The 19,372-nt window shown below is 66.7% G+C and carries 18 protein-coding genes; all 18 read left to right on the top strand.

The window, feature by feature from the left end:
- The first annotated feature begins 90 nt into the window (after positions 1 to 90).
- The 18 genes from BLR29_RS12335 to BLR29_RS12250 all read left to right on the top strand — a co-directional run bounded on the left by BLR29_RS12335 (position 91) and on the right by BLR29_RS12250 (position 19,369).
- A complete protein-coding gene (locus BLR29_RS12335; protein WP_092137229.1) occupies positions 91 to 1,326 on the top strand; it encodes an MFS transporter in 1,236 nt (411 codons plus the stop codon).
- A 129-nt stretch (positions 1,327 to 1,455) separates the two neighbouring features.
- Positions 1,456 to 2,745 (top strand): MFS transporter, encoded by a 1,290-nt coding sequence (locus tag BLR29_RS12330; protein ID WP_369804587.1) that lies wholly within the window; start codon positions 1,456 to 1,458, stop codon positions 2,743 to 2,745.
- Positions 2,746 to 2,815: 70 nt separating this feature from the next.
- The gene (locus BLR29_RS12325) at positions 2,816 to 4,204 is read left to right on the top strand and encodes a NarK family nitrate/nitrite MFS transporter (protein WP_092137227.1); all 1,389 of its coding nucleotides are present in this window, start codon (positions 2,816 to 2,818) and stop codon (positions 4,202 to 4,204) included.
- Between the two features lie 190 nt (positions 4,205 to 4,394).
- Positions 4,395 to 8,135: a nitrate reductase subunit alpha gene (locus BLR29_RS12320; RefSeq protein WP_092137226.1), complete on the top strand. Its 3,741-nt coding sequence runs from the start codon at positions 4,395 to 4,397 to the stop codon at positions 8,133 to 8,135.
- Positions 8,132 to 9,688: a nitrate reductase subunit beta gene (narH, locus tag BLR29_RS12315; protein WP_092137225.1), complete on the top strand. Its 1,557-nt coding sequence runs from the start codon at positions 8,132 to 8,134 to the stop codon at positions 9,686 to 9,688. Before BLR29_RS12320 ends, narH begins: the two co-directional genes overlap by 4 nt.
- Before the next feature lie 23 nt (positions 9,689 to 9,711).
- Complete coding sequence (narJ, locus tag BLR29_RS12310) at positions 9,712 to 10,371, top strand: nitrate reductase molybdenum cofactor assembly chaperone (protein WP_092137224.1); 660 nt, start codon at positions 9,712 to 9,714, stop codon at positions 10,369 to 10,371.
- A 13-nt stretch (positions 10,372 to 10,384) separates the two neighbouring features.
- On the top strand, positions 10,385 to 11,068 hold the full coding sequence (gene narI, locus BLR29_RS12305; protein WP_092137223.1) for a respiratory nitrate reductase subunit gamma: 684 nt from the start codon (positions 10,385 to 10,387) through the stop codon (positions 11,066 to 11,068).
- Positions 11,069 to 11,085: 17 nt separating this feature from the next.
- Positions 11,086 to 11,847: a peptidylprolyl isomerase gene (locus BLR29_RS12300; RefSeq protein ID WP_092137222.1), complete on the top strand. Its 762-nt coding sequence runs from the start codon at positions 11,086 to 11,088 to the stop codon at positions 11,845 to 11,847.
- A gap of 19 nt (positions 11,848 to 11,866) precedes the next feature.
- Positions 11,867 to 12,532 (top strand): carbonic anhydrase, encoded by a 666-nt coding sequence (locus BLR29_RS12295; RefSeq protein WP_092137221.1) that lies wholly within the window; start codon positions 11,867 to 11,869, stop codon positions 12,530 to 12,532.
- Between the two features lie 11 nt (positions 12,533 to 12,543).
- Complete coding sequence (gene mobB, locus BLR29_RS12290; RefSeq protein WP_092137220.1) at positions 12,544 to 13,065, top strand: molybdopterin-guanine dinucleotide biosynthesis protein B; 522 nt, start codon at positions 12,544 to 12,546, stop codon at positions 13,063 to 13,065.
- The gene (locus tag BLR29_RS12285) at positions 13,062 to 13,460 is read left to right on the top strand and encodes a putative zinc-binding protein (protein WP_092137219.1); all 399 of its coding nucleotides are present in this window, start codon (positions 13,062 to 13,064) and stop codon (positions 13,458 to 13,460) included. Before mobB ends, BLR29_RS12285 begins: the two co-directional genes overlap by 4 nt.
- Before the next feature lie 174 nt (positions 13,461 to 13,634).
- Positions 13,635 to 15,311, top strand: a complete 1,677-nt coding sequence (locus BLR29_RS12280; protein WP_092137218.1) for a nitrite reductase — start codon at positions 13,635 to 13,637, stop codon at positions 15,309 to 15,311.
- Between the two features lie 11 nt (positions 15,312 to 15,322).
- Positions 15,323 to 15,649 (top strand): c-type cytochrome, encoded by a 327-nt coding sequence (locus BLR29_RS12275; RefSeq protein WP_369804586.1) that lies wholly within the window; start codon positions 15,323 to 15,325, stop codon positions 15,647 to 15,649.
- Between the two features lie 74 nt (positions 15,650 to 15,723).
- Complete coding sequence (locus tag BLR29_RS12270) at positions 15,724 to 16,080, top strand: c-type cytochrome (RefSeq protein WP_092137217.1); 357 nt, start codon at positions 15,724 to 15,726, stop codon at positions 16,078 to 16,080.
- Positions 16,014 to 17,309, top strand: a complete 1,296-nt coding sequence (locus tag BLR29_RS12265) for a cytochrome D1 domain-containing protein (RefSeq protein ID WP_369804585.1) — start codon at positions 16,014 to 16,016, stop codon at positions 17,307 to 17,309. Before BLR29_RS12270 ends, BLR29_RS12265 begins: the two co-directional genes overlap by 67 nt.
- Positions 17,310 to 17,313: 4 nt before the next feature.
- The gene (locus BLR29_RS12260) at positions 17,314 to 18,309 is read left to right on the top strand and encodes a siroheme decarboxylase subunit beta (protein ID WP_092137215.1); all 996 of its coding nucleotides are present in this window, start codon (positions 17,314 to 17,316) and stop codon (positions 18,307 to 18,309) included.
- Positions 18,306 to 18,806: an Lrp/AsnC family transcriptional regulator gene (locus BLR29_RS12255; protein ID WP_092137214.1), complete on the top strand. Its 501-nt coding sequence runs from the start codon at positions 18,306 to 18,308 to the stop codon at positions 18,804 to 18,806. The genes BLR29_RS12260 and BLR29_RS12255 overlap by 4 nt, the downstream gene beginning before the upstream one ends.
- An 89-nt stretch (positions 18,807 to 18,895) precedes the next feature.
- Positions 18,896 to 19,369 carry a siroheme decarboxylase subunit beta gene (locus BLR29_RS12250; protein WP_092137336.1) on the top strand — a complete coding sequence of 158 codons (474 nt, stop codon included), beginning with the start codon at positions 18,896 to 18,898 and terminating at the stop codon, positions 19,367 to 19,369.
- The last annotated feature ends 3 nt before the right edge of the window (positions 19,370 to 19,372 follow it).

Below are 19,372 nucleotides of genomic sequence, written 5' to 3'. Positions count from 1 at the left end.
AGCTGATTCTGGATCTTGCCCGTTTTTGGATAAGCCGGATAGGCCCAGACTGCGGACCTTCATTGCCATCCATTCATGGAGAGACGCCTCATGGCCGCGCCCCTGGCTCCCCCTTCCCCCGCTTCCACCGGCCCGCGCGAACGGCTACCAGTGGCGCTTTATGCACTCACCGCCGGCTCGTTCGGCATCGGCTGTGCGGAATTCGTCATCATGGGCCTGCTGCTGCAGGTCTCCGCCGACCTCGGCGTGACCATCGCGGCCGCCGGCATGCTGGTGTCCGGCTACGCGCTGGGTGTCTTTGCCGGCGCGCCGTTGCTGACCCTGGCGACGCGCCGCATGCCGCGCAAGGCGGTGCTGATGGCGCTGATGGTGATCTACACCATCGGCAATGCCGCCTGCGCGCTGGCGCCCGACTACACCACGCTGATGATCGCCCGCGTGATCACGTCGCTCACGCACGGTACGTTCTTTGGTGTCGGCGCCGTGGTGGCGACCGGCCTGGTGCCCGCCAATCGTCGCGCATCGGCCATCTCGGTCATGTTCTCGGGCCTGACCCTGGCCACGCTGCTGGGCATGCCCGCCGGCGCCTGGCTGGGCCTGCACTTCGGCTGGCGCGCCACGTTCTGGGCGATGACCCTGATCGGACTGGTCTCGCTGGCGGTCATCGCGCTGCTGGTGCAGAAGAGCCGCGATGACAGCGCCCCGGCGCGGCTGGTCGACGAACTGAAGACCATCGCGCGCCCGCAAGTGCTGCTGGGCCTGCTGATGACGGTCTTGCAGTCCATCGGCATCTTCGCGGTGATCACCTATGTGCAGCCGCTGTTGACGAAGGTCACGGGCTACGGCGAGGCCGCGGTCTCCCCGATCCTGCTGCTGTTCGGCGGCGGCATGATCATCGGCAACATCCTCGGTGGCCGCATGGCGGACCGCAAGCCGACCGGCGCCCTGCTGGGCGCGCTCGGTGCATTGACGGTGGTGCTGGCCGCGATGACGTTCTCGCTCCATCACCACGTGGCGGTGGTGGTGTTCGTCGGCGTGCTGGGCGTTGCAGCGTTTTCCACCGTGTCGCCGCTGCAGTTGCGTGTGCTGCGCCACGCCAGCGGTGCGGGCCAGAACCTCGCCTCCAGCTTCAATATCGCCGCGTTCAATCTGGGCAACGGCATCGGTGCCTGGCTCGGCGGCGTGGTCGTCGATCACGGCCCGGGCCTGACCGCGTTGCCGTGGGTGGCGGCCCTGGCGCCGCTGGTGGCGCTGGTCGTCGCCCTGCTGGCCGTGCGCATGGAGCAGGCCGGAGACGCCGTCGGCCTGGCACCCGAGGCGTCGTGACCTGCCAACCGGACTAGCTCCATCGACGGGGGCCGCGCGCGCCCCCGCTGTGCGCACGGCGAATAGGCAGACCATGTGCGCGTGCCTACGCTGGGAAGCAATTCTTATTGTCGACCCAGGAGCATGGTCATGGCCTCACCCTCCGCACCCGGCACGATCGCCGCGGCTCCGGCGCACGCGGTCCCGCGTGGCGCCTACAGTGTTCTCACTTCCAGTACGTTCGCGTTCACCATCTGCTTTGCCGTATGGATGGTGTTCGCGGTGCTGGGCATTCCCCTCAAGAAGCAACTGGGCCTGAACGACACCGAATTCGGCCTGCTGGCCGCCATGCCGGTGCTCAGCGGATCGCTGATCCGCGTGCCGCTCGGCATCTGGACCGACCGCTACGGCGGCCGCATCGTGTTCTTCCTGCTGATGCTGGCCACGGTCATTCCGATCTGGCTGATCGCGTATGCCACGACGCTGTGGCAACTGCTGGCGCTGGGCCTGCTGCTGGGCCTGGCGGGCGGCTCGTTCTCGGTGGGCACGCCCTACGTGGCGCGCTGGTTTCCCCCCAGCCGCAAGGGCCTGGCGATGGGCGTCTTCGGCGCCGGCAATTCGGGCGCCGCGCTGACCAAGTTCGTCGCGCCCGCGCTGATCGCCGCGGCCGGCACGTGGACCATCGTGCCGAAGGTCTATTCGGTCGCCATGCTGATCACGGCCGCCGTGTTCTGGCTGTTCTCGGCCAGCAACCCGGCGCACCGCGTGGCATCCACCGATGGCGGCTGGCGCGCCCAGCTCGCCATGCTGCGCGACCCGCGCGTATGGCGCTATTCGCAGTACTACTCCGTGGTGTTCGGCGGCTATGTGGGCCTGTCGCTGTGGATGACCAAGTACTACATCGGCGAATACGGCTTCGACATCAAGATCGCCGCGTTCCTGGCCGCCTGCTTCTCGCTGCCAGGCGGCGTGCTGCGCGCCATCGGGGGCTGGATCTCCGACAAGTACGGCGCGCATCGCACCACGTGGTGGGTGATGTGGATCAGCTGGGTCGGCTTCTTCCTGCTGAGCTACCCGCAGACCGACCTCACCATCCAGACCACCAGCGGCCCGCTGTCGCTGCACATCGGCCTGTCGCCGACGCTGTTCACGGTGCTGCTGTTCGTCGTGGGCATCGCCTTCGCGATCGGCAAGGCCTCGGTGTTCAAGTTCATCGCCAATGACTTCTCGCACAACATCGGCGCCGTCTCCGGTGTGGTGGGCCTGGCCGGCGGCCTGGGCGGCTTCCTGCTGCCAATCCTGTTCGGCGCGCTGGCGGACCTGACCGGCGTGCGCAGCAGCTGCTTCATGCTGATGTACGCCACGGTCTGCGTGAGCCTGGTGTGGATGCACTACAGCCAGCGCGACGATTCCCGCCGCCTCGCCGCGCAGCCCGCCTGATCCCCTTTCCGCCGCCGCGTGCCCACTGGGCGCGCGGCAGCCCATTGCATCTCCATCGGGAGTTCCCGTCATGAGCACATCCGTACTGACCCGCTGGGAGCCTGAAGACAAGGCCTTCTGGCAATCCAAGGGCGAGCGCATCGCCTATCGCAATCTCTGGATCTCCATCCCCGCGCTGATGCTGGCGTTCGTGGTCTGGATGCTCTGGAGCGTGGTGGCCGTCAACCTCGACCGCGCCGGCTTCCAGTTCACCAAGAACCAGCTGTTCTGGCTGACCGCGCTGCCCGCGCTGTCCGGCGCCACGCTGCGCATCTTCTATTCGTTCCTGGTGCCGATCTTCGGCGGCCGGCGCTTTACCGCCATCTCCACCGCGCTGCTGCTGATCCCGGCGCTGGGCATGGGCTTTGCACTGCGCGACCCGTCCACCGGCTATCCGACGCTGCTGGTGCTGGCGCTGCTATGCGGGCTGGGCGGGGCCAACTTCAGCTCGTCGATGGCCAACATCAGCTTCTTCTTTCCCAAGGCCAAGAAGGGCCTGGCCACGGGACTGAACGCCGGCATCGGCAACCTTGGCGTGTCCGTGGTGCAGTTCGTCACGCCGCTGGTGGTGTCGCTGTCCGTGTTCGGCACGCTGGGCGGCGATTCGCAGAGCTACCAGGCCGCCAACGGCGCGACGCTGAACCTGTGGCTGCAGAACGCCGGCTTTGTCTGGGTGCCGTTCATCGCGGTGTCGGCGCTGGCCGCGTGGTTCGGCATGCACGACATCGCCGACGCGCGCGCATCGTTCGCCGAGCAAGCCGTGATCTTCCGGCGCGCCCACAACTGGCTGATGTGCTGGCTCTATGTGGGCACCTTCGGTTCCTTCATCGGCTTCTCGGCGGGCCTTGCGCTGCTGACCAAGTCGCAGTTCCCCGACGTGAACCCCACCGCGTACGCCTTCCTGGGCCCGCTGGTCGGCGCGCTGACGCGTCCGGTTGGTGGCTGGATGTCGGACAAGCTTGGCGGCGCACGCGTGACGCTGTGGACGTTCGTGGGCATGATCGCCGCCGTCTGGGCGGTGCTGATGGCGCTGCCCCACGGTGGCACCGGCGGCAACTTCACGGGCTTCCTGGCGGCGTTCATCGCGCTGTTCGCGCTGACGGGCATCGGCAACGGCTCCACCTTCCGCATGATTCCCGTGATCTTCCTGACCGAGCGCCAGCGCGCCGCCGCCGGCCAGGACGCCGCCGCGCAACGCCAGGCGCTGCAGGACGCCGGCAAGGAATCGGCCGCCGTGCTGGGCTTTTCCGGTGCCATCGGTGCCTATGGCGGCTTCTTCATCCCCAAGAGCTTCGGCACCGCGCTGGAGCTGACCGGATCGCCTGACGCCGCGCTGTACGCCTTCATCTTGTTCTATGTCAGCTGCGTGCTGGTGACGTGGTGGTTCTACGCGCGCCGCAACGCCACCATGCCCTGCTGACCCCGCCTGTCAATCCCTTCCGGCGGCATAGTTCCAACGAACTATGCCGCCGGCGCGTTTCTAGCCCGATCGCATCGCCGCGCCTCTTCCACTAGCGAATGGCCGCCGCGGCACTCGCTCCGTAAAGTGAAAGCGTCCCTGCAGCGGCCACCCGGCCGTCCCGGCAGACAGCATTCTGCGGAGCATAACAATGAGTCATTTTCTGGATCGACTGAAGTTCATGTCGCGCGTGAAGTCCACCTATGCGGACGGCCACGGCGCCGTCGTGGACGAGGACCGCCGGTGGGAAGACGGCTATCGCAGCCGCTGGCAGCACGACAAGATCGTGCGCTCCACCCACGGCGTCAACTGCACGGGTTCGTGCTCATGGAAGGTCTACGTCAAGAACGGCCTGATCACCTGGGAAACCCAGCAGACCGACTACCCGCGCACCCGGCCTGACCTGCCCAACCATGAACCGCGCGGCTGCCCGCGCGGCGCGTCCTACAGCTGGTACGTGTATTCGGCGCAGCGGGTCAAGTATCCGATGATCCGTGGCCGCCTGATGGAGATGTGGCGCGAGGCCCGCAAGACCATGGACCCCATTGCCGCCTGGGCATCCATCAGCCAGGACCCCGAGAAAGCGAAGCGCTACAAGTCGGTACGCGGCCAGGGCGGCTTCGTGCGCGCGGACTGGGACACCACCACCGAGATCATCGCCGCAGCCAACGCCTACACGGTCAAGCAATTCGGCCCGGACCGCGTGGTCGGCTTCTCGCCAATTCCCGCGATGTCGATGGTGTCCTACGCGGCCGGCGCGCGCTACCTGAGCCTGCTGGGCGGCGCCTGCCTGTCGTTCTACGACTGGTACTGCGACCTGCCGCCGGCCAGCCCGCAGGTCTGGGGCGAACAGACCGACGTGCCGGAATCGGCCGACTGGTACAACTCCACCTACCTGATGGTGTGGGGCTCCAACGTGCCGCAGACGCGCACGCCGGACGCCCACTTCTACACCGAGGTCCGCTACAAGGGCACCAAGACCGTGGCGGTGTCGTCCGACTTCGGCGAAATGGTCAAGTTCGGCGACATCTGGCTGGCACCGAAGCAAGGCACCGACGCCGCGCTGGCAATGGCCATGGGCCACGTGGTGCTCAAGGAATTCCACGCCAACGCCAGGTCCGCCTACTTCCGCGACTACATCAAGCGCTACACCGACATGCCGATGCTGGTGATGCTGCGCGAACAGGACGGCACGCTGGTGCCCGATCACTTCCTGCGCGCCTCGCACCTGGCCGGCAATCACGGCGAAGCCAACCACCCGGACTGGAAGACCCTGCTGATCGACAGCAAGACCGGCGAGCTGGTGGTGCCCAATGGCACCATCGGCTTCCGCTGGGGCGAAGCCGCGCACGACGATGGCGCCAAGGTGGGCCGCTGGAACCTGGAAGCACGCGACGGCAACTCCGGCCGCGAGATCGACCCCGCGCTGTCGATGCTGGACCGCGAACACGAAGTCGTCGAAGTGGGATTCAACTACTTCGGCGGCGAGCACGACGCGCTGCTGCGCCGCCGTGTACCGGCCCGCCGCATCACGCTGGCGGACGGCACCTCGGCGCTGGTCGCCACCGTGTACGACCTGCAGATGGCCAACTACGGCGTCGACCAGGGCCTGGGCGGCCCCAATGTGGCCGCGAGCTACGACGACGACGTGCCCTACACGCCCGCCTGGCAGGAAAAGCACACCACGGTGCCGCGTCACCTGGTGATCCAGGTGGCACGCGAATTCGCCGAGAACGCCAACCGCACCGAAGGCAAGAGCATGGTGATCGTGGGTGCCGCGCTGAACCACTGGTACCACAACGACATGATCTACCGGGGCATCATCAACCTGCTGATGATGTGCGGCTGCGTGGGCAAGAGTGGTGGTGGCTGGGCGCACTATGTCGGCCAGGAAAAGCTGCGTCCGCAGTTCGGCTGGGCCCCGCTGGCCTTCGCGCTGGACTGGGCGCGTCCGCCGCGCCAGATGAACGGCACCTCGTTCTTCTACAGCCACACCAGCCAGTGGCGCCACGAAAAGCTGGCCGTGGACGAAATCCTGGCGCCAACCGCCGACCGCGCGCGCTATGACGGCCTCTCGCTGCTCGACCTGAATGCCCGCGCCGAACGCATGGGCTGGCTGCCGTCCGCGCCGCAACTGAACACCAACCCGCTCGACGTGGTGGATGCCGCCGAGCGTGCCGGCCAGGACCCGGTGGCCTACACGGTCGACCAGCTCAAGTCCGGCGCGCTGGAGTTTGCCTGCGACGATCCCGACAATCCCGCCAACTTCCCGCGCAACATGTTCGTGTGGCGGTCCAACATCCTGGGAAGCTCGGGCAAGGGCCACGAGTACTTCCTCAAGTACCTGCTGGGCACGCAGAACGCCGTGTTCGGCGATGAAGCCGACGCGATCACCCCCGGTGAAGTGAATGTGCGCCCGGCCGCGGAAGGCAAGCTGGACCTGCTGACCGTGCTGGATTTCCGCATGAGCACGACCTGCCTGTACGGCGACATCGTGCTGCCGACGGCCACGTGGTACGAGAAGGACGACCTCAACACGTCGGACATGCACCCGTTCATCCACCCGCTGTCGGAGGCCGTCCAGCCGCTGTGGGAAAGCAAGACCGACTGGGAAATCTACAAGGCCATCGCGAAGAAGTTCAGCGAGATTGGCGGCGCCTACCTTGGTACCCGCCGCGACCTGGTCTGCACGCCGCTGATGCATGACACCCCGGGGGAACTCGGCCAGCCCTTCGACCCGAAGGACTGGAAGCATGGCGAATGCGACCTGATCCCCGGCAAGACCGCGCCATCCATGACCGTCGTGGAACGCAACTACGCCGACATCTACAAGAAGTTCACGTCGATCGGCCCGTTGCTGGACAAGCTGGGCAACGGCGGCAAGGGCATCAACTGGAACACGCAGCATGAAGTCGCGGAAATCGGCCGGCTGAGCAACACCGTCACCGAACCCGGCGTCAGCCAGGGCCGCCCGCGCCTGGAATCGGCGATCGATGCCGCGGAGATGATCCTGACCTTCGCGCCCGAAACCAATGGCCACGTCGCCGTCAAGGCGTGGGAAGCGCTGTCGAAGATCACCGGCCGCGAACATGCGCACCTGGCCGTTGGCCGCGAGCACGACAAGATCCGCTTCCGCGACGTACAGGTGCAGCCGCGCAAGATCATCTCGGCACCGACGTGGTCCGGCCTGGAATCGGAGGAAGTCAGCTACAACGCCGGCTACACCAACGTCCACGAGCTGATTCCATGGCGCACGCTGACCGGCCGCCAGCAGTTCTACCAGGATCACCGCTGGATGCTCGATTTCGGCGAAGGCGCATGCGTCTACAAGCCGGCCATCGACACCAAGACCGTGGCGCCGATGCTCAACCGCAAGCCGAACGGCAATCCGGAGCTGGTGCTGAACTGGATCACGCCGCACCAGAAGTGGGGCATCCACTCCACCTACTCGGACAACCTGCGCATGCTCACGCTGTCGCGTGGCGGGCCGCACGTATGGATCTCGGAGACCGAGGCCCAGGCCAACGGCATCCGCGACAACGACTGGGTCGAGGTGTTCAACGTCAACGGCACCCTCACCGCCCGCGTGGTGGTGTCCCAGCGTGTTCCGAAGGGCATGTGCCTGATGTACCACGCCCAGGAGAAGATCGTGAACGTGCCCGGCGCGGAAACCAGCGGCATGCGCGGCGGCATCCACAACTCCGTGACACGCGCGGTGACCAAGCCCACGCACATGATCGGCGGCTACGCACAACTGGCCTACGGGTTCAACTACTACGGCACCGTGGGCAGCAACCGGGATGAATTCATCATCCTGCGCAAGATGAACAAGGTCGACTGGCTGGAAGGCCCGCTGGTCGAACAATCGGAAAAGGAAGGAGCCGCGCAATGAAGATCCGTGCCCAGGTGGCCATGGTGCTGAACCTCGACAAATGCATCGGCTGCCATACCTGCTCCGTGACCTGCAAGAACGTGTGGACCAGCCGCGACGGCGTGGAATACGCGTGGTTCAACAACGTCGAAACCAAGCCCGGCATTGGCTATCCCAAGGAATGGGAGAACCAGGAGAAGTGGCAAGGCGGCTGGCAGCGTCATCCGGACGGCACCCTGACGCCCCGCCAGGGCGGCCGGTTGCGCATCCTCGCCAACCTGTTCGCCAACCCCAACCTGCCGCAGATCGACGACTACTACGAGCCGTTCACCTACGACTACGAGCATCTGCAGCGCGCCCCGCTGGTGCAGACCCCGCCGACGGCACGTCCTGTTTCCGTGCTGACGGGCAAGAAGATGGACAAGATCGAATGGGGCCCGAACTGGGAGGACGACCTGGGCGGCGAATTTGCTTCCCGCAGCCGCGACAAGCTGTTTGACGACGTGCAGAAGGAGATGTACTCCACGTTCGAGAACACCTTCATGATGTACCTGCCCCGGCTGTGCGAGCACTGCCTGAACCCGGCGTGCGTGGCATCCTGCCCCAGCGGCTCGATCTACAAGCGCGAGGACGACGGCATCGTGCTGGTGGACCAGGACAAGTGCCGTGGCTGGCGGATGTGCATCTCCGGCTGCCCGTACAAGAAGATCTACTTCAACTGGCAGAGCGGCAAGGCCGAGAAGTGCCTGTTCTGCTATCCACGCATCGAGGCCGGCCAGCCGACCGTCTGCGCCGAAACCTGCGTTGGCCGCATCCGCTATCTCGGCGTGATGTTGTATGACGCGGACCGCATCGAATCGGCGGCGGCCGTGGAAGACACGCGCGACCTGTACCAGTCGCAGCTCGACATCTTCCTGGACCCGAATGACCCGGCCGTGCAGGCCGAGGCGCTGCGCCAGGGCATTCCGCAAAGCTGGGTCGACGCCGCAAGCAAGTCGCCCGTCTACAAGATGGCCTGCGAGTGGAAGATCGCCTTCCCGCTGCATCCGGAATACCGCACGCTGCCGATGGTCTGGTATGTCCCGCCGCTCTCCCCGATCCAGACCGCGGCGCAGGCCGGCCACATGGGCATGAATGGCGTGATCCCGGACGTGAAGAGCCTGCGCATCCCGGTGAAATACCTGGCCAACCTGCTGACCGCCGGCGATGTCATTCCCGTGCTGTCCGCGCTGGATCGCATGCTGGCGATGCGCGCGTTCAAGCGATCCGAGGTCGTCGACGGCGTACAGGACCTGGGCGTGCTGGAACAGGTGGGCCTCACGCCCGCGCAGGTGGAAGACATGTACCAGACCATGGCCATCGCCAACTACGAGGATCGCTTCGTGATTCCGTCGTCGCACAAGGAAATGGTCGAGGACAGCTTCAACGACAAGGCGAGCTGTGGCTTCAGCTTCGGCAACGGCTGCTCTGGCGGCACCACGTCCGGATCGCTGTTCGGCAAGAAGCCGCAGGGCAGCGTGGTCTTCGCGGACATGCCCAAGTCCCGCAAGCAGAAGCCCGAGACCACCGTCTGAGCCGCGTCACCCAAGGATTCATCATGACCCTCTACCCCGTGCTCAGCGCCCTGCTGGGCTACCCCGAATCGGCGCTCGTCGATGCCATGCCGGAAATCGAGCGCGAAGTGGCCGTCTGGCCGCAGGCGTGCGAGATACTGGCGCCGCTGACAGCGCTGCTGCGCGACACACCGCTTATCGCGCTGCAGGAGAACTACGTCGCCACGTTCGACCGCAATCCCGCGCATTCGCTGCACCTGTTCGAGCATGTCCACGGAGAGTCCCGCGACCGGGGCCAGGCCATGGTCGACCTGATCGACGAATACCGGCGCGAAGGCTTCGAGCCGATCGGCTCGGAGCTGCCCGACTACGTGCCTCTGTTCCTGGAATTCCTGGGGGCACTGGCCGGCGAGGACAAGGAAGCGCACGCCGAGCAATTGCTGGGCGATGCGATCCACGTGCTGGCCGCCATCGGCGACCGCCTGGCCCGGCACGACAGCCCGTATGCCGGCGTGTTCCGGGTACTGCAAACGCTGACCGACGTCCAGCCCGAGGCGCGACAGGACCCGCCCGTCCGCGACATGGACGAAGCGATGGAAGTGTTCGGCCCCGGCGCCGATGGCGTCGAGCCGCTGCTGGCGATCCGGCCGGCCGCCGAACAGGTGGTCCGCTTCCACACGCGCCAGCCCCAACCCGCCCACTGACCGCGGAGCCATCATGGATCTACTGAACCAATTCCTCTACGGCATCTATCCGTACATCGCCGCCGCGCTGTTCCTGTTCGGCAGCCTGGCACGCTTTGAACGCGAACAGTACAGCTGGAAGACCGACAGCTCCCAGTTGCTCTATCGCGGCAATCTGCGGCTGGGCAATATCCTGTTCCACGTCGGCATCCTCGGGCTGTTCTTCGGCCACCTGGTCGGGCTGCTGACGCCCGTGGCCGTCTGGGATGCGCTTGGCGTCTCGCACGGCTTCAAGCAAGGCGTGGCCATGGCGGCCGGCGGCGTGATGGGCACGATGTGCCTGGCCGGCCTGCTGATCCTGCTGCACCGCCGCCTGACCAACCCGCGCGTATCCGCCGTGACGCGCACCGGCGACAAGGTCTTGCTCGTCTGGCTGCTGGTGACGCTGCTCCTTGGCCTGTCCACGATCGGCGTGTCCGCCGGCCACATGGACGGCCACATGATGGTGCAGCTGATGACGTGGGCCCAGCATATCGTCACGCTGCGTGGCGACGCCGCCGGCTACGTTGCCGATGCGCCGATCCTGTTCCGCGCGCACCTGTTCATGGGCATCACGCTGTTTGCCATCTTCCCGTTCACGCGGCTGGTGCATGTGTGGAGCGGCTTCGGATCGGTCACCTATCTGGGCCGCGCCTGGCAGCTCGTACGCGGCCGCTGACCGCATCGGAGACCAACATGCCTGTCATTGTCAACGGCGCCGAACTGCAGGATGCCGACATCGAACGCGAGTTGCCGCTGTATGAAGGCACACGCAACCCGGCTCGCGAGGCCACCGTGGCGGCCATCCTCCGCCGTCTGGTACGGGAAGAAGCCGCACGTCTGGGGCTGGCCGCGCCGGACGGCCACGCCGACCCCGACGAAGCGCTGACCACCGCGCTGCTGGACCATGAGGCCACGGTGCCCACGCCCGACGAGGCCAGCTGCCGGCGCCACTACGAAGGCCACCCCGAACATTTCCACGTGGGTGCCTGGGTGGAGGCCGAACATATCCTCTTCCAGGTCACGCCCTACGCACGGCTCGACGCACTGCGCGCGCTGGCGGAGCGGACCCTGGACGAGGTACGTGCCCGGCCGTCGCGCTTCGCCGAGCTGGCCCGCACCCGCTCCAACTGCCCGAGCGGTGGCGGGGGCGGACGCCTTGGGCGGCTGTTTCGCGGCGAAACCACGCCGGAGTTCGAACGCGCGCTGTTCGAGATGCGCGGCACCGGTGTCCTGCCCGCTATCGTCGAAAGTCGCCACGGCCTGCACGTGGTCAAGGTCCTGGACCGCCATGCGGGCGAGCGGATGCCCTTCGAGACCGTGCACGCCGATATCGCCCGGGCGCTTGCCGCCGCCGCACGCGATCGCGCGTGGAAGCAGTACGCCACGGTATTGATCGGCAAGTCACGCATCGAGGGCATCGAACTCGACGGCGCCGACAGCCCGCTCGTCCAGTAGCCGAATTTGTGAGTCAGCCATGCACGAGATCGAACGGCTGCTGAAGGGATTCGAACGCTTCCAGCAACGCTACTTCGACGCCGAGCCGGCCTTGTTCGACACCTTGCGGCGAGGCCAGCATCCACCCACGCTGCTGATCGGCTGCAGCGACTCGCGCGTGGACCCCGGCATGCTGCTCGGCTGCGATCCTGGCGACCTCTTTACCGTACGCAATATCGCCAACCTGGTCCCGCCCTGCCGTCACGACGCGGAGGACACCCTTCACGGCGTATCCGCGGCCATCCAGTTCGCCGTCACGCAGTTGCAGGTCGCCCGCATCATCGTCATGGGACACGCCGGCTGCGGCGGCATCCGCGCACTGATGGCAATGGACCCCGACGAGCCTCCCGCGCCCGGCGATTTCATCGCCCCATGGGTGCGCATCGCGGCATCGGCGCGCCATCAGGTCGACGAAGCGCTGCGGCATGCCAGCGCCGCACAACGCCAGCATGCATGCGAACAAGCGGCGATCCTCGTCTCCCTGCGCAACCTGGAAACCTTCCCGGCCGTGCGGGAGGCCATGTCGCAGGGTCGGTTGTCGCTGCACGGCTGGTATTTCGACCTCCAGGCCGGCGCGCTGCTTGCGTACTCCGAGCGCGCCGACGGTTTTCTCCCCCTCGTATGTCCGCTGGAAACCACGCTCTGAAATTTTTCCCCATGTCCGCCCTTGTCCTCGGCATCACCGGCACGTCCGGCAGCGGCAAGACCACGCTGATTGCCGCGCTGCTGCGCTGGTACCGACAACGCGAGTACACCGTCAACGTCATCAAGCATTCGCACAAGGCCATCACGCTGGAACCCGACAACAAGGACAGCGCGCGCTTCCGCCGGGCGGAAGCCGGCGAGGTGCTGGTCGCTTCCCCATATCGCTACGCCATCATGCGCGAGATCGGCAACGCGCCCGAGCCCTGCCTGCACGATCATCTGGCGCGCCTGTCGCCGGCGCACCTGACGCTGGTCGAAGGCTTTCGCCAGGAGCACCTGCCACGCATCGAGGTCTACCGGCCGTCGCGCGGCGAGGCGCCGTACTTCCCCGCTGACGACTCCGTGGTCGCCGTGGCCACGGACGAACCGCTCGACATCGCACTGCCCTGCCTGCCGCTGAACCAGCCGGACCAGATCGCGCGATTCATCCTCAACCTGCTGCGGATCGATTCCCCAACCGGAGCCCTGTCATGAACGACGTGTCCCGCGCCGCCTCCCACCTGCCCCTTGTCTACGCCTGCTCAGGATGTTCGAGCGTCGCGCAGCTGGCCAACAGCTTCGCCGTGCGACTGGACCGCGCCGGCCGCGCGGAGATGTCCTGCATCAGCGGCGTCGGCGGGGGCGTGCCCGCGCTGACGCGTGTGGCACACTCGGGCCGGCCGATCCTCGCGCTCGACGGGTGCCCCCTCGCGTGCGTGAAAGCGTGCCTGGAAAACACCGGCGTGCAGCCTTCGCGCCATCTCGTGCTGAACCGCCTGGGTGCCACCAAGCGCCAGCACGGCGAATGCACGACCGCCGAAGCCACTGTCGCGTGGGCCGCTGTATCGGCGGCACTCGACGAGCTCTCGGAGCCCTCGGAGGGACGATGATTTTCGCAGCCGCACGACATCGTCATGCGATGTCGTGCGCGCTTGATGGCAGTCAACGATATGCGAGGGGAACTTCTCGATGATGCTTGCATGACACATGCGCGACCACAGGTTCATCGCACTTCCGTCGGGCATCCAACAAAGGCTTTTTCCCCACCTCGCTGAAAGAGAGCCATGAAAGCGAAACGTCGGTTGTCTCCCGTGCTGGCGGCCCTGCCGCTCCTGTCCATACTGATCCACGCCGGCCCATCCGCGGCTGCAACACAGGACGGCACAGCACCTCCCGCGCAGGCAGCCCCGGCGCCCACACTCACCTCGGCCGAATTCGACCACGCCCGCGAGATCTACTTCCAGCGCTGCGCCGGCTGCCACGGCGTACTGCGCAAAGGCGCGACGGGCAAGCCGCTGACACCTGACATCACGCGCAGCCGCGGCACCGAATACCTGAAGACCTTCATTACTTATGGCAGCCCGGCCGGCATGCCGAACTTCGGCACATCCAACGAGCTGCCCGCCGCCGACATCGACCTGATGGCGCGATACGTCCAGCTGGACCCTCCCACGCCGCCTGAATTCTCGCTGGCCGACATCGAGGCCACGCGCAAGGACATCGTGCCGGTGGCGCAGCGCCCCACGCGCAAGATGAATGCGTACAACCTCGACAACCTGTTCTCGGTCACGTTGCGGGATGCAGGCGAGGTCGCGCTGATCGACGGCGACAGCAAGAAGATCATCAACATCGTCAAGACCGGCTACGCGGTGCATATTTCGCGCATGTCCGCGTCCGGCCGCTACCTGTATGTGATCGGACGTGACGCGCGCCTGGACCTGATCGACCTCTGGCTACCCACGCCGGCCATCGTCGCGGAAGTCCGCATCGGGCTGGAAGCACGCTCGGTGGAAACCTCCAAGTACAAGGACTACGAGGATAAGTACGCCGTCGCCGGGTCCTACTGGCCGCCACAGTACGTGATCATGGAAGGCGACACGCTCAAGCCGCTGAAGGTGGTCTCCACGCGCGGCATGACCGTTGACAACGCCTATCACCCCGAGCCGCGTGTCGCATCGATCGTGGCCAGCCACTTCCATCCCGAGTTCGTCATCACGGCCAAGGAGACGGGCAAGGTTCTGATGGTCAACTACGCGGACCTGAACAACCTCAAGACCACCACGATCGACACCGCCAAGTTCCTGCATGACGGCGGCTTCGACGCGACGGGCCGCTACTTCATGGTCGCTGCCAACGCGTCCGACAAGATCGCCGTGGTGGACACCAAGGACGACAAGCTCGCCGCGCTGGTCAACGTGGGCAAGACCCCGCACCCCGGGCGCGGCGCCAACCTCGTCCATCCGAAGTTCGGTCCGGTCTGGGCGACCAGTCACCTTGGCGACGAGACCATCAGCCTCATCGGCACCGATCCGGTCGGCCACAAGGCCCAGGCCTGGAAGGTGGTGCAGACCGTCAAGGGCCAGGGCGGCGGGTCGCTGTTCATCAAGACCCATCCGAAATCGAGCAACCTGTGGGTCGATACGCCGCTGAACCCGGACCCGAAGCTCAATCAGTCCGTGGCGGTGTTCGACACACGCAATCTCGGCGCCGGCTTCAAGGTACTGCCGATCGCTGACTGGGCGGAGCTCAAGGGCACTGGTGCCAAGCGCGTGGTGCAGGCGGAATACAACAAGGCGGGCGACGAGGTGTGGTTCTCCGTCTGGGGCACGAAGGATGGCGAGTCCGCCATCGTGGTCGTCGACGACAAGACCCGCGCGCTCAAGACCGTGATTCGCGACCCCCGGCTGGTCACGCCCACCGGCAAGTTCAACGCCTACAACACCCAGCACGACGTCTACTAAGGAGCATCGAGATGAGTATCCGACACAAGCTGTGGATGGCTGGCATCACGCTGGCCGCCATCGGTGCACTGACGCTGGCCGGCCGTCCCGCCCACGCCAGCCCCGCGCTGGCGCAGTCGAAGAACTGCCTGGCCTGCCATAGCACGGACAAGAAGGTTCTCGGCCCGGCCTTCAAGGATGTCGCCGCGAAATACAAGGCTGACAAGAAGGCGGCGGTTGCGATTGCCACGTCGATCCAGAAAGGCAGCAGCGGCAAATGGGGCGCCATTCCGATGCCGCCCAACGCGGTATCGGAAGCGGAGGCCAACCAGCTGGCGACGTGGATCCTGAGCCTCTGAGTGTCGCGCCGGGCGCCCGTGTGAGGGGCGAAGCGTGGCGCCGCCGGCCCCGGCCGGCGGCTGTCTGGGCTGCGATGGCGTGGCTGCTGGTGTTTGTAGCCGCGCCCGGTGCCGCTGCGCCGGACACGACCCAACCTGGCACCTCGGCGCCCGACCCCGCCCGGGAGGCGCAACTGGCGCACTGGCTGCGCGACGACTGCGGTGCCTGCCACGGCATGACGCTGCGTGGCGGGCTGGGATCGCCGCTCACTGCTGACGCACTGGCCGGCAAGCCACGCGACAGTCTGGTGGCCACCGTGCTCCACGGCCGCCCGGGTACGGCGATGCCGCCCTGGCAGCCTTTCATGACGCAGGACGAAGCCCAATGGCTGATCGAACAACTGCAACGCGGGACGCCTCCCACCGTGACATCGGCAGGCGGCGTTCCCTGATCCTCGCTCCCCGGACATTCGCGCTCCCGAAGTCGATGCCCGGCGCACGCGCCCTGAAGCATGCGGCCGCCTGGCTGTGTGCGGCGGCGCTGCTGGGCTGCGCGACACCGAACGAGCATGCACTGCGGGGCACCGGTGACCTTGGTGTCGTCGTCGAGCGTGCGGCCGGCAGGATCCAGATCGTGGAAACCACCGGCATGACGCGGCTGGCCACCGTCTCCGGTTTGGGGGACCTCTCCCATGCCAGCGTGGTGTTCTCGCGCGACGGCCGCTACGCCTTCGTGTTCGGTCGCGATGGGGCACTCTCGCGGGTCGACCTGCTCACCGCGCAAATCACGCACAGGACCATGCAGGCCGGCAACAGCATCGGCGGCGCGATCCTGCAGGACGGCAGCGTGGTCGCCGCACAGAACTACGCACCGGGCGGCATCCGGTTGTTCGACGCCAGGACGCTGGCGCCGCTCGCCGATATTCCGGCGATAGGTGCCGACGGGCGGCGCAGCAAGGTCGTCGGCCTGGCGGACCTGCCCGGGCGGCGCCTGGCCGCCAGCCTGTTCGAGGCCGGCGAAGTCTGGATCCTCGATGTCGCCGACCCGCGTCAGCCAGTCATCACCAAACTCAAGGCGGGCCGCGAACCCTATGACGGGCTGGTCACGCCTGACGGCCGCTGGTATATCGCCGGCCTGTTCGGCGAGGACGGACTGGCACTGGTCGACCTCTGGCAAACGCCGGTCGCGACACGCAAGGTGCTGGACGGCTACGGCCGCGGCGAAACACGGTTGCCCGTCTACAAGATGCCACACCTGCGCGGCTGGGCGATGGCGCAAGGCAAGGCCTGGCTACCGGCCGTCGGCCGGCACGAGGTGCTTGTGGCCGATCCCGCGGCGGACTGGCGCGAGGCCGGTCGCGTCGCCATGGCGGGGCAACCCGTGTTCGTCATGGCCCGGCCAGACGGCCGCCAGGTCTGGGTCAACTTTGCCTTCCCCGACAACGGCATCGTGCAGGTGATCGACACCGCCACGCGGCAGGTAGTGCACACGCTGCGCCCATGCCGGGGCGTGCTGCACATGGAGTTCGCGCCCAAGGGGGAATCGGTCTGGCTGTCCTGCCGCGACGACAACCGCGTGGAGGTCTACGACACCCAGACCTTTGCCCGACTGGCCACGCTGCCGGCCGATCAGCCCAGCGGCATTTTCTTTACGGCGCGGGCCCATCGTTTCGGAATGTAGCCACATGTTCGACGAACTCCAGTTCTACAACCACATCCAGCGAGACTTCCCGCTGGAGCTACGACCTTACTTCTGTGCGGCCGAAGCGTTGGGCATGTCGGAGCGGATGGTGCTGAGTTTGCTGGCGCGCGACCTTGGCGCCGGCCGGATCAGCCGCATCGGCGCCGTCTTTGCGCCCAACACCATTGGTGTCAGCACGCTGGCCGCGCTGGCCGTGCCTTCCGCGCGGATGGACCGCGTGGCGGGACGGGTCAGCGCCGATCCCGCCGTCAGCCACAACTACGCGCGCGATGGCCATCACTACAACCTCTGGTTTGTCGCGGGGGCCCGGGATCGCCCGCAACTCGACGCCGTCCTGGATGACATCGCCTACGACGTCGGGCAGGCTCCGCTGGATCTCCCGCTGGAGCGCGAATACCACATCGACCTGGGATTTCCCCTTTCCAGGGGCAGGCATGGCGCTAGGGAGGCGCGGGGGCCGCGCGAGACCTGTACGCAGCCTGCGCAGGCGCTGAGCCACGCGGACTGGCGGCTGATCGCAGCGCTGGAAGCCGGGCTGCCCCTGACGCCGTTTCCTTACCACGCCCTGGCGCGCCGTTGCGGCATCTCGCCGACGGAGATTCTTTGTCGCCTGGCGCAGTGGCGCAACACAGGCATCATCCGACGCTTCGGCGCGATCCTGCATCACCGCAAGTTTGGCTATGCCCACAATGCGATGTGCGTCTGGAACGTACCGGATGCGCGGGTGGACGCCATCGGCATGCGGCTGGCGCACGTGCCACATGTCACGCTGTGCTATCGGCGGCCCCGCCGCCTGCCGGACTGGCCGTACAACCTGTTCGCGATGGTGCACGCGCGCAGCCAGGCCGAACTGCAGGCGACGCTCGCGCGCTTCAATGCGGTCGGCGGCCTGGCCGCCGTGCCGCGCGCCGTCCTGCCGGCCAGCCGCTGCTTCAAGCAGCGCGGCACGCGTTACAGCTGCACACTGGCCGCCGCATGAACGCGCCCGATTGCCATCGCCCCGCGGTCGCCGACGTCACCACCACCGCCGCCTTGACTGACATCGACCGGCGGATCGTCAACGCGCTCCAGCACGGCTTTCCACTGACGCCCCGGCCGTACGCCGATGCCGCCGCTGCGCTTGGCCTCGATGAAGCCACATTGCTGGCCCGTCTGCGGGCGCTGCTCCATCAGGGCGTGCTGACGCGTTTCGGCCCGCTGTTCGAGGCGGAGCGCGCCGGTGGTCGTTTCGTCCTTTGCGCCTGCCATGCACCGGAGGCGCGGCTGGAGGAGATCATCGAGGCCATCAACGCCCGGCCGGAGGTCGCCCACCACTACGCGCGGACCCATCATCTGAATCTCTGGTTCGTGCTCGCGGTATCTGACCCAGGCGCCGTGACGCCCACGCTTGCAGCGATCGAGGCGGCCGCCGGCGTCAATGTGTTCGCCTTCCCCAAGGAACGCGAGTACTTCGTCCGCCTTTACCTGCCTGCATGATCATGCCCGCCCCTTTCCCTCTCGACCCCTCGCCGCCCGCCCCCTCCCCGCCCGGCTTTTCCACGCTCGACCTCACGGACCGTGCGCTGATGCTTGCCACGCAATCCGGCCTGCCGCTTGTACCGGCACCTTATGCAACCCTGGGTGCCACGCTGGGAATCGGCGAGCAGGAAGTCATCGACCGGCTGCAGGCCATGCAGGAGCGCGGCGTCATCCGCCGCATCGGCGCGGTGCCGAATCACTACGCACTGGGATGGCGTGCCAACGGGATGACGGTCTGGGACGTCGACGACGACGTCGTCGATGCGCTTGGTCTGCGGATCGGAGCGCTGCCGTTCGTCAGCCACTGCTATCGCCGGCCGCGTCACCTGCCGTCGTGGCGATACAACCTGTTCGCCATGGTCCATGCACGCACGCATGAAGACGCCTTGCCATTGATCGATGCGATCCGTGCGCGGCTGGGCGACGCCTGCCGTGGCCACGACGTGCTCTGGTCCACGCGGATCCTCAAGAAGACCGGGCTGCGTTGGCCCGGCACGACGCCTTCCGACAAGACCCCCTGAGCC

The organism is Cupriavidus sp. YR651 (genome assembly GCF_900101625.1).
GTDB lineage: Bacteria > Pseudomonadota > Gammaproteobacteria > Burkholderiales > Burkholderiaceae > Cupriavidus.
This window is presented reverse-complemented; position numbering and strand designations above follow the sequence as displayed.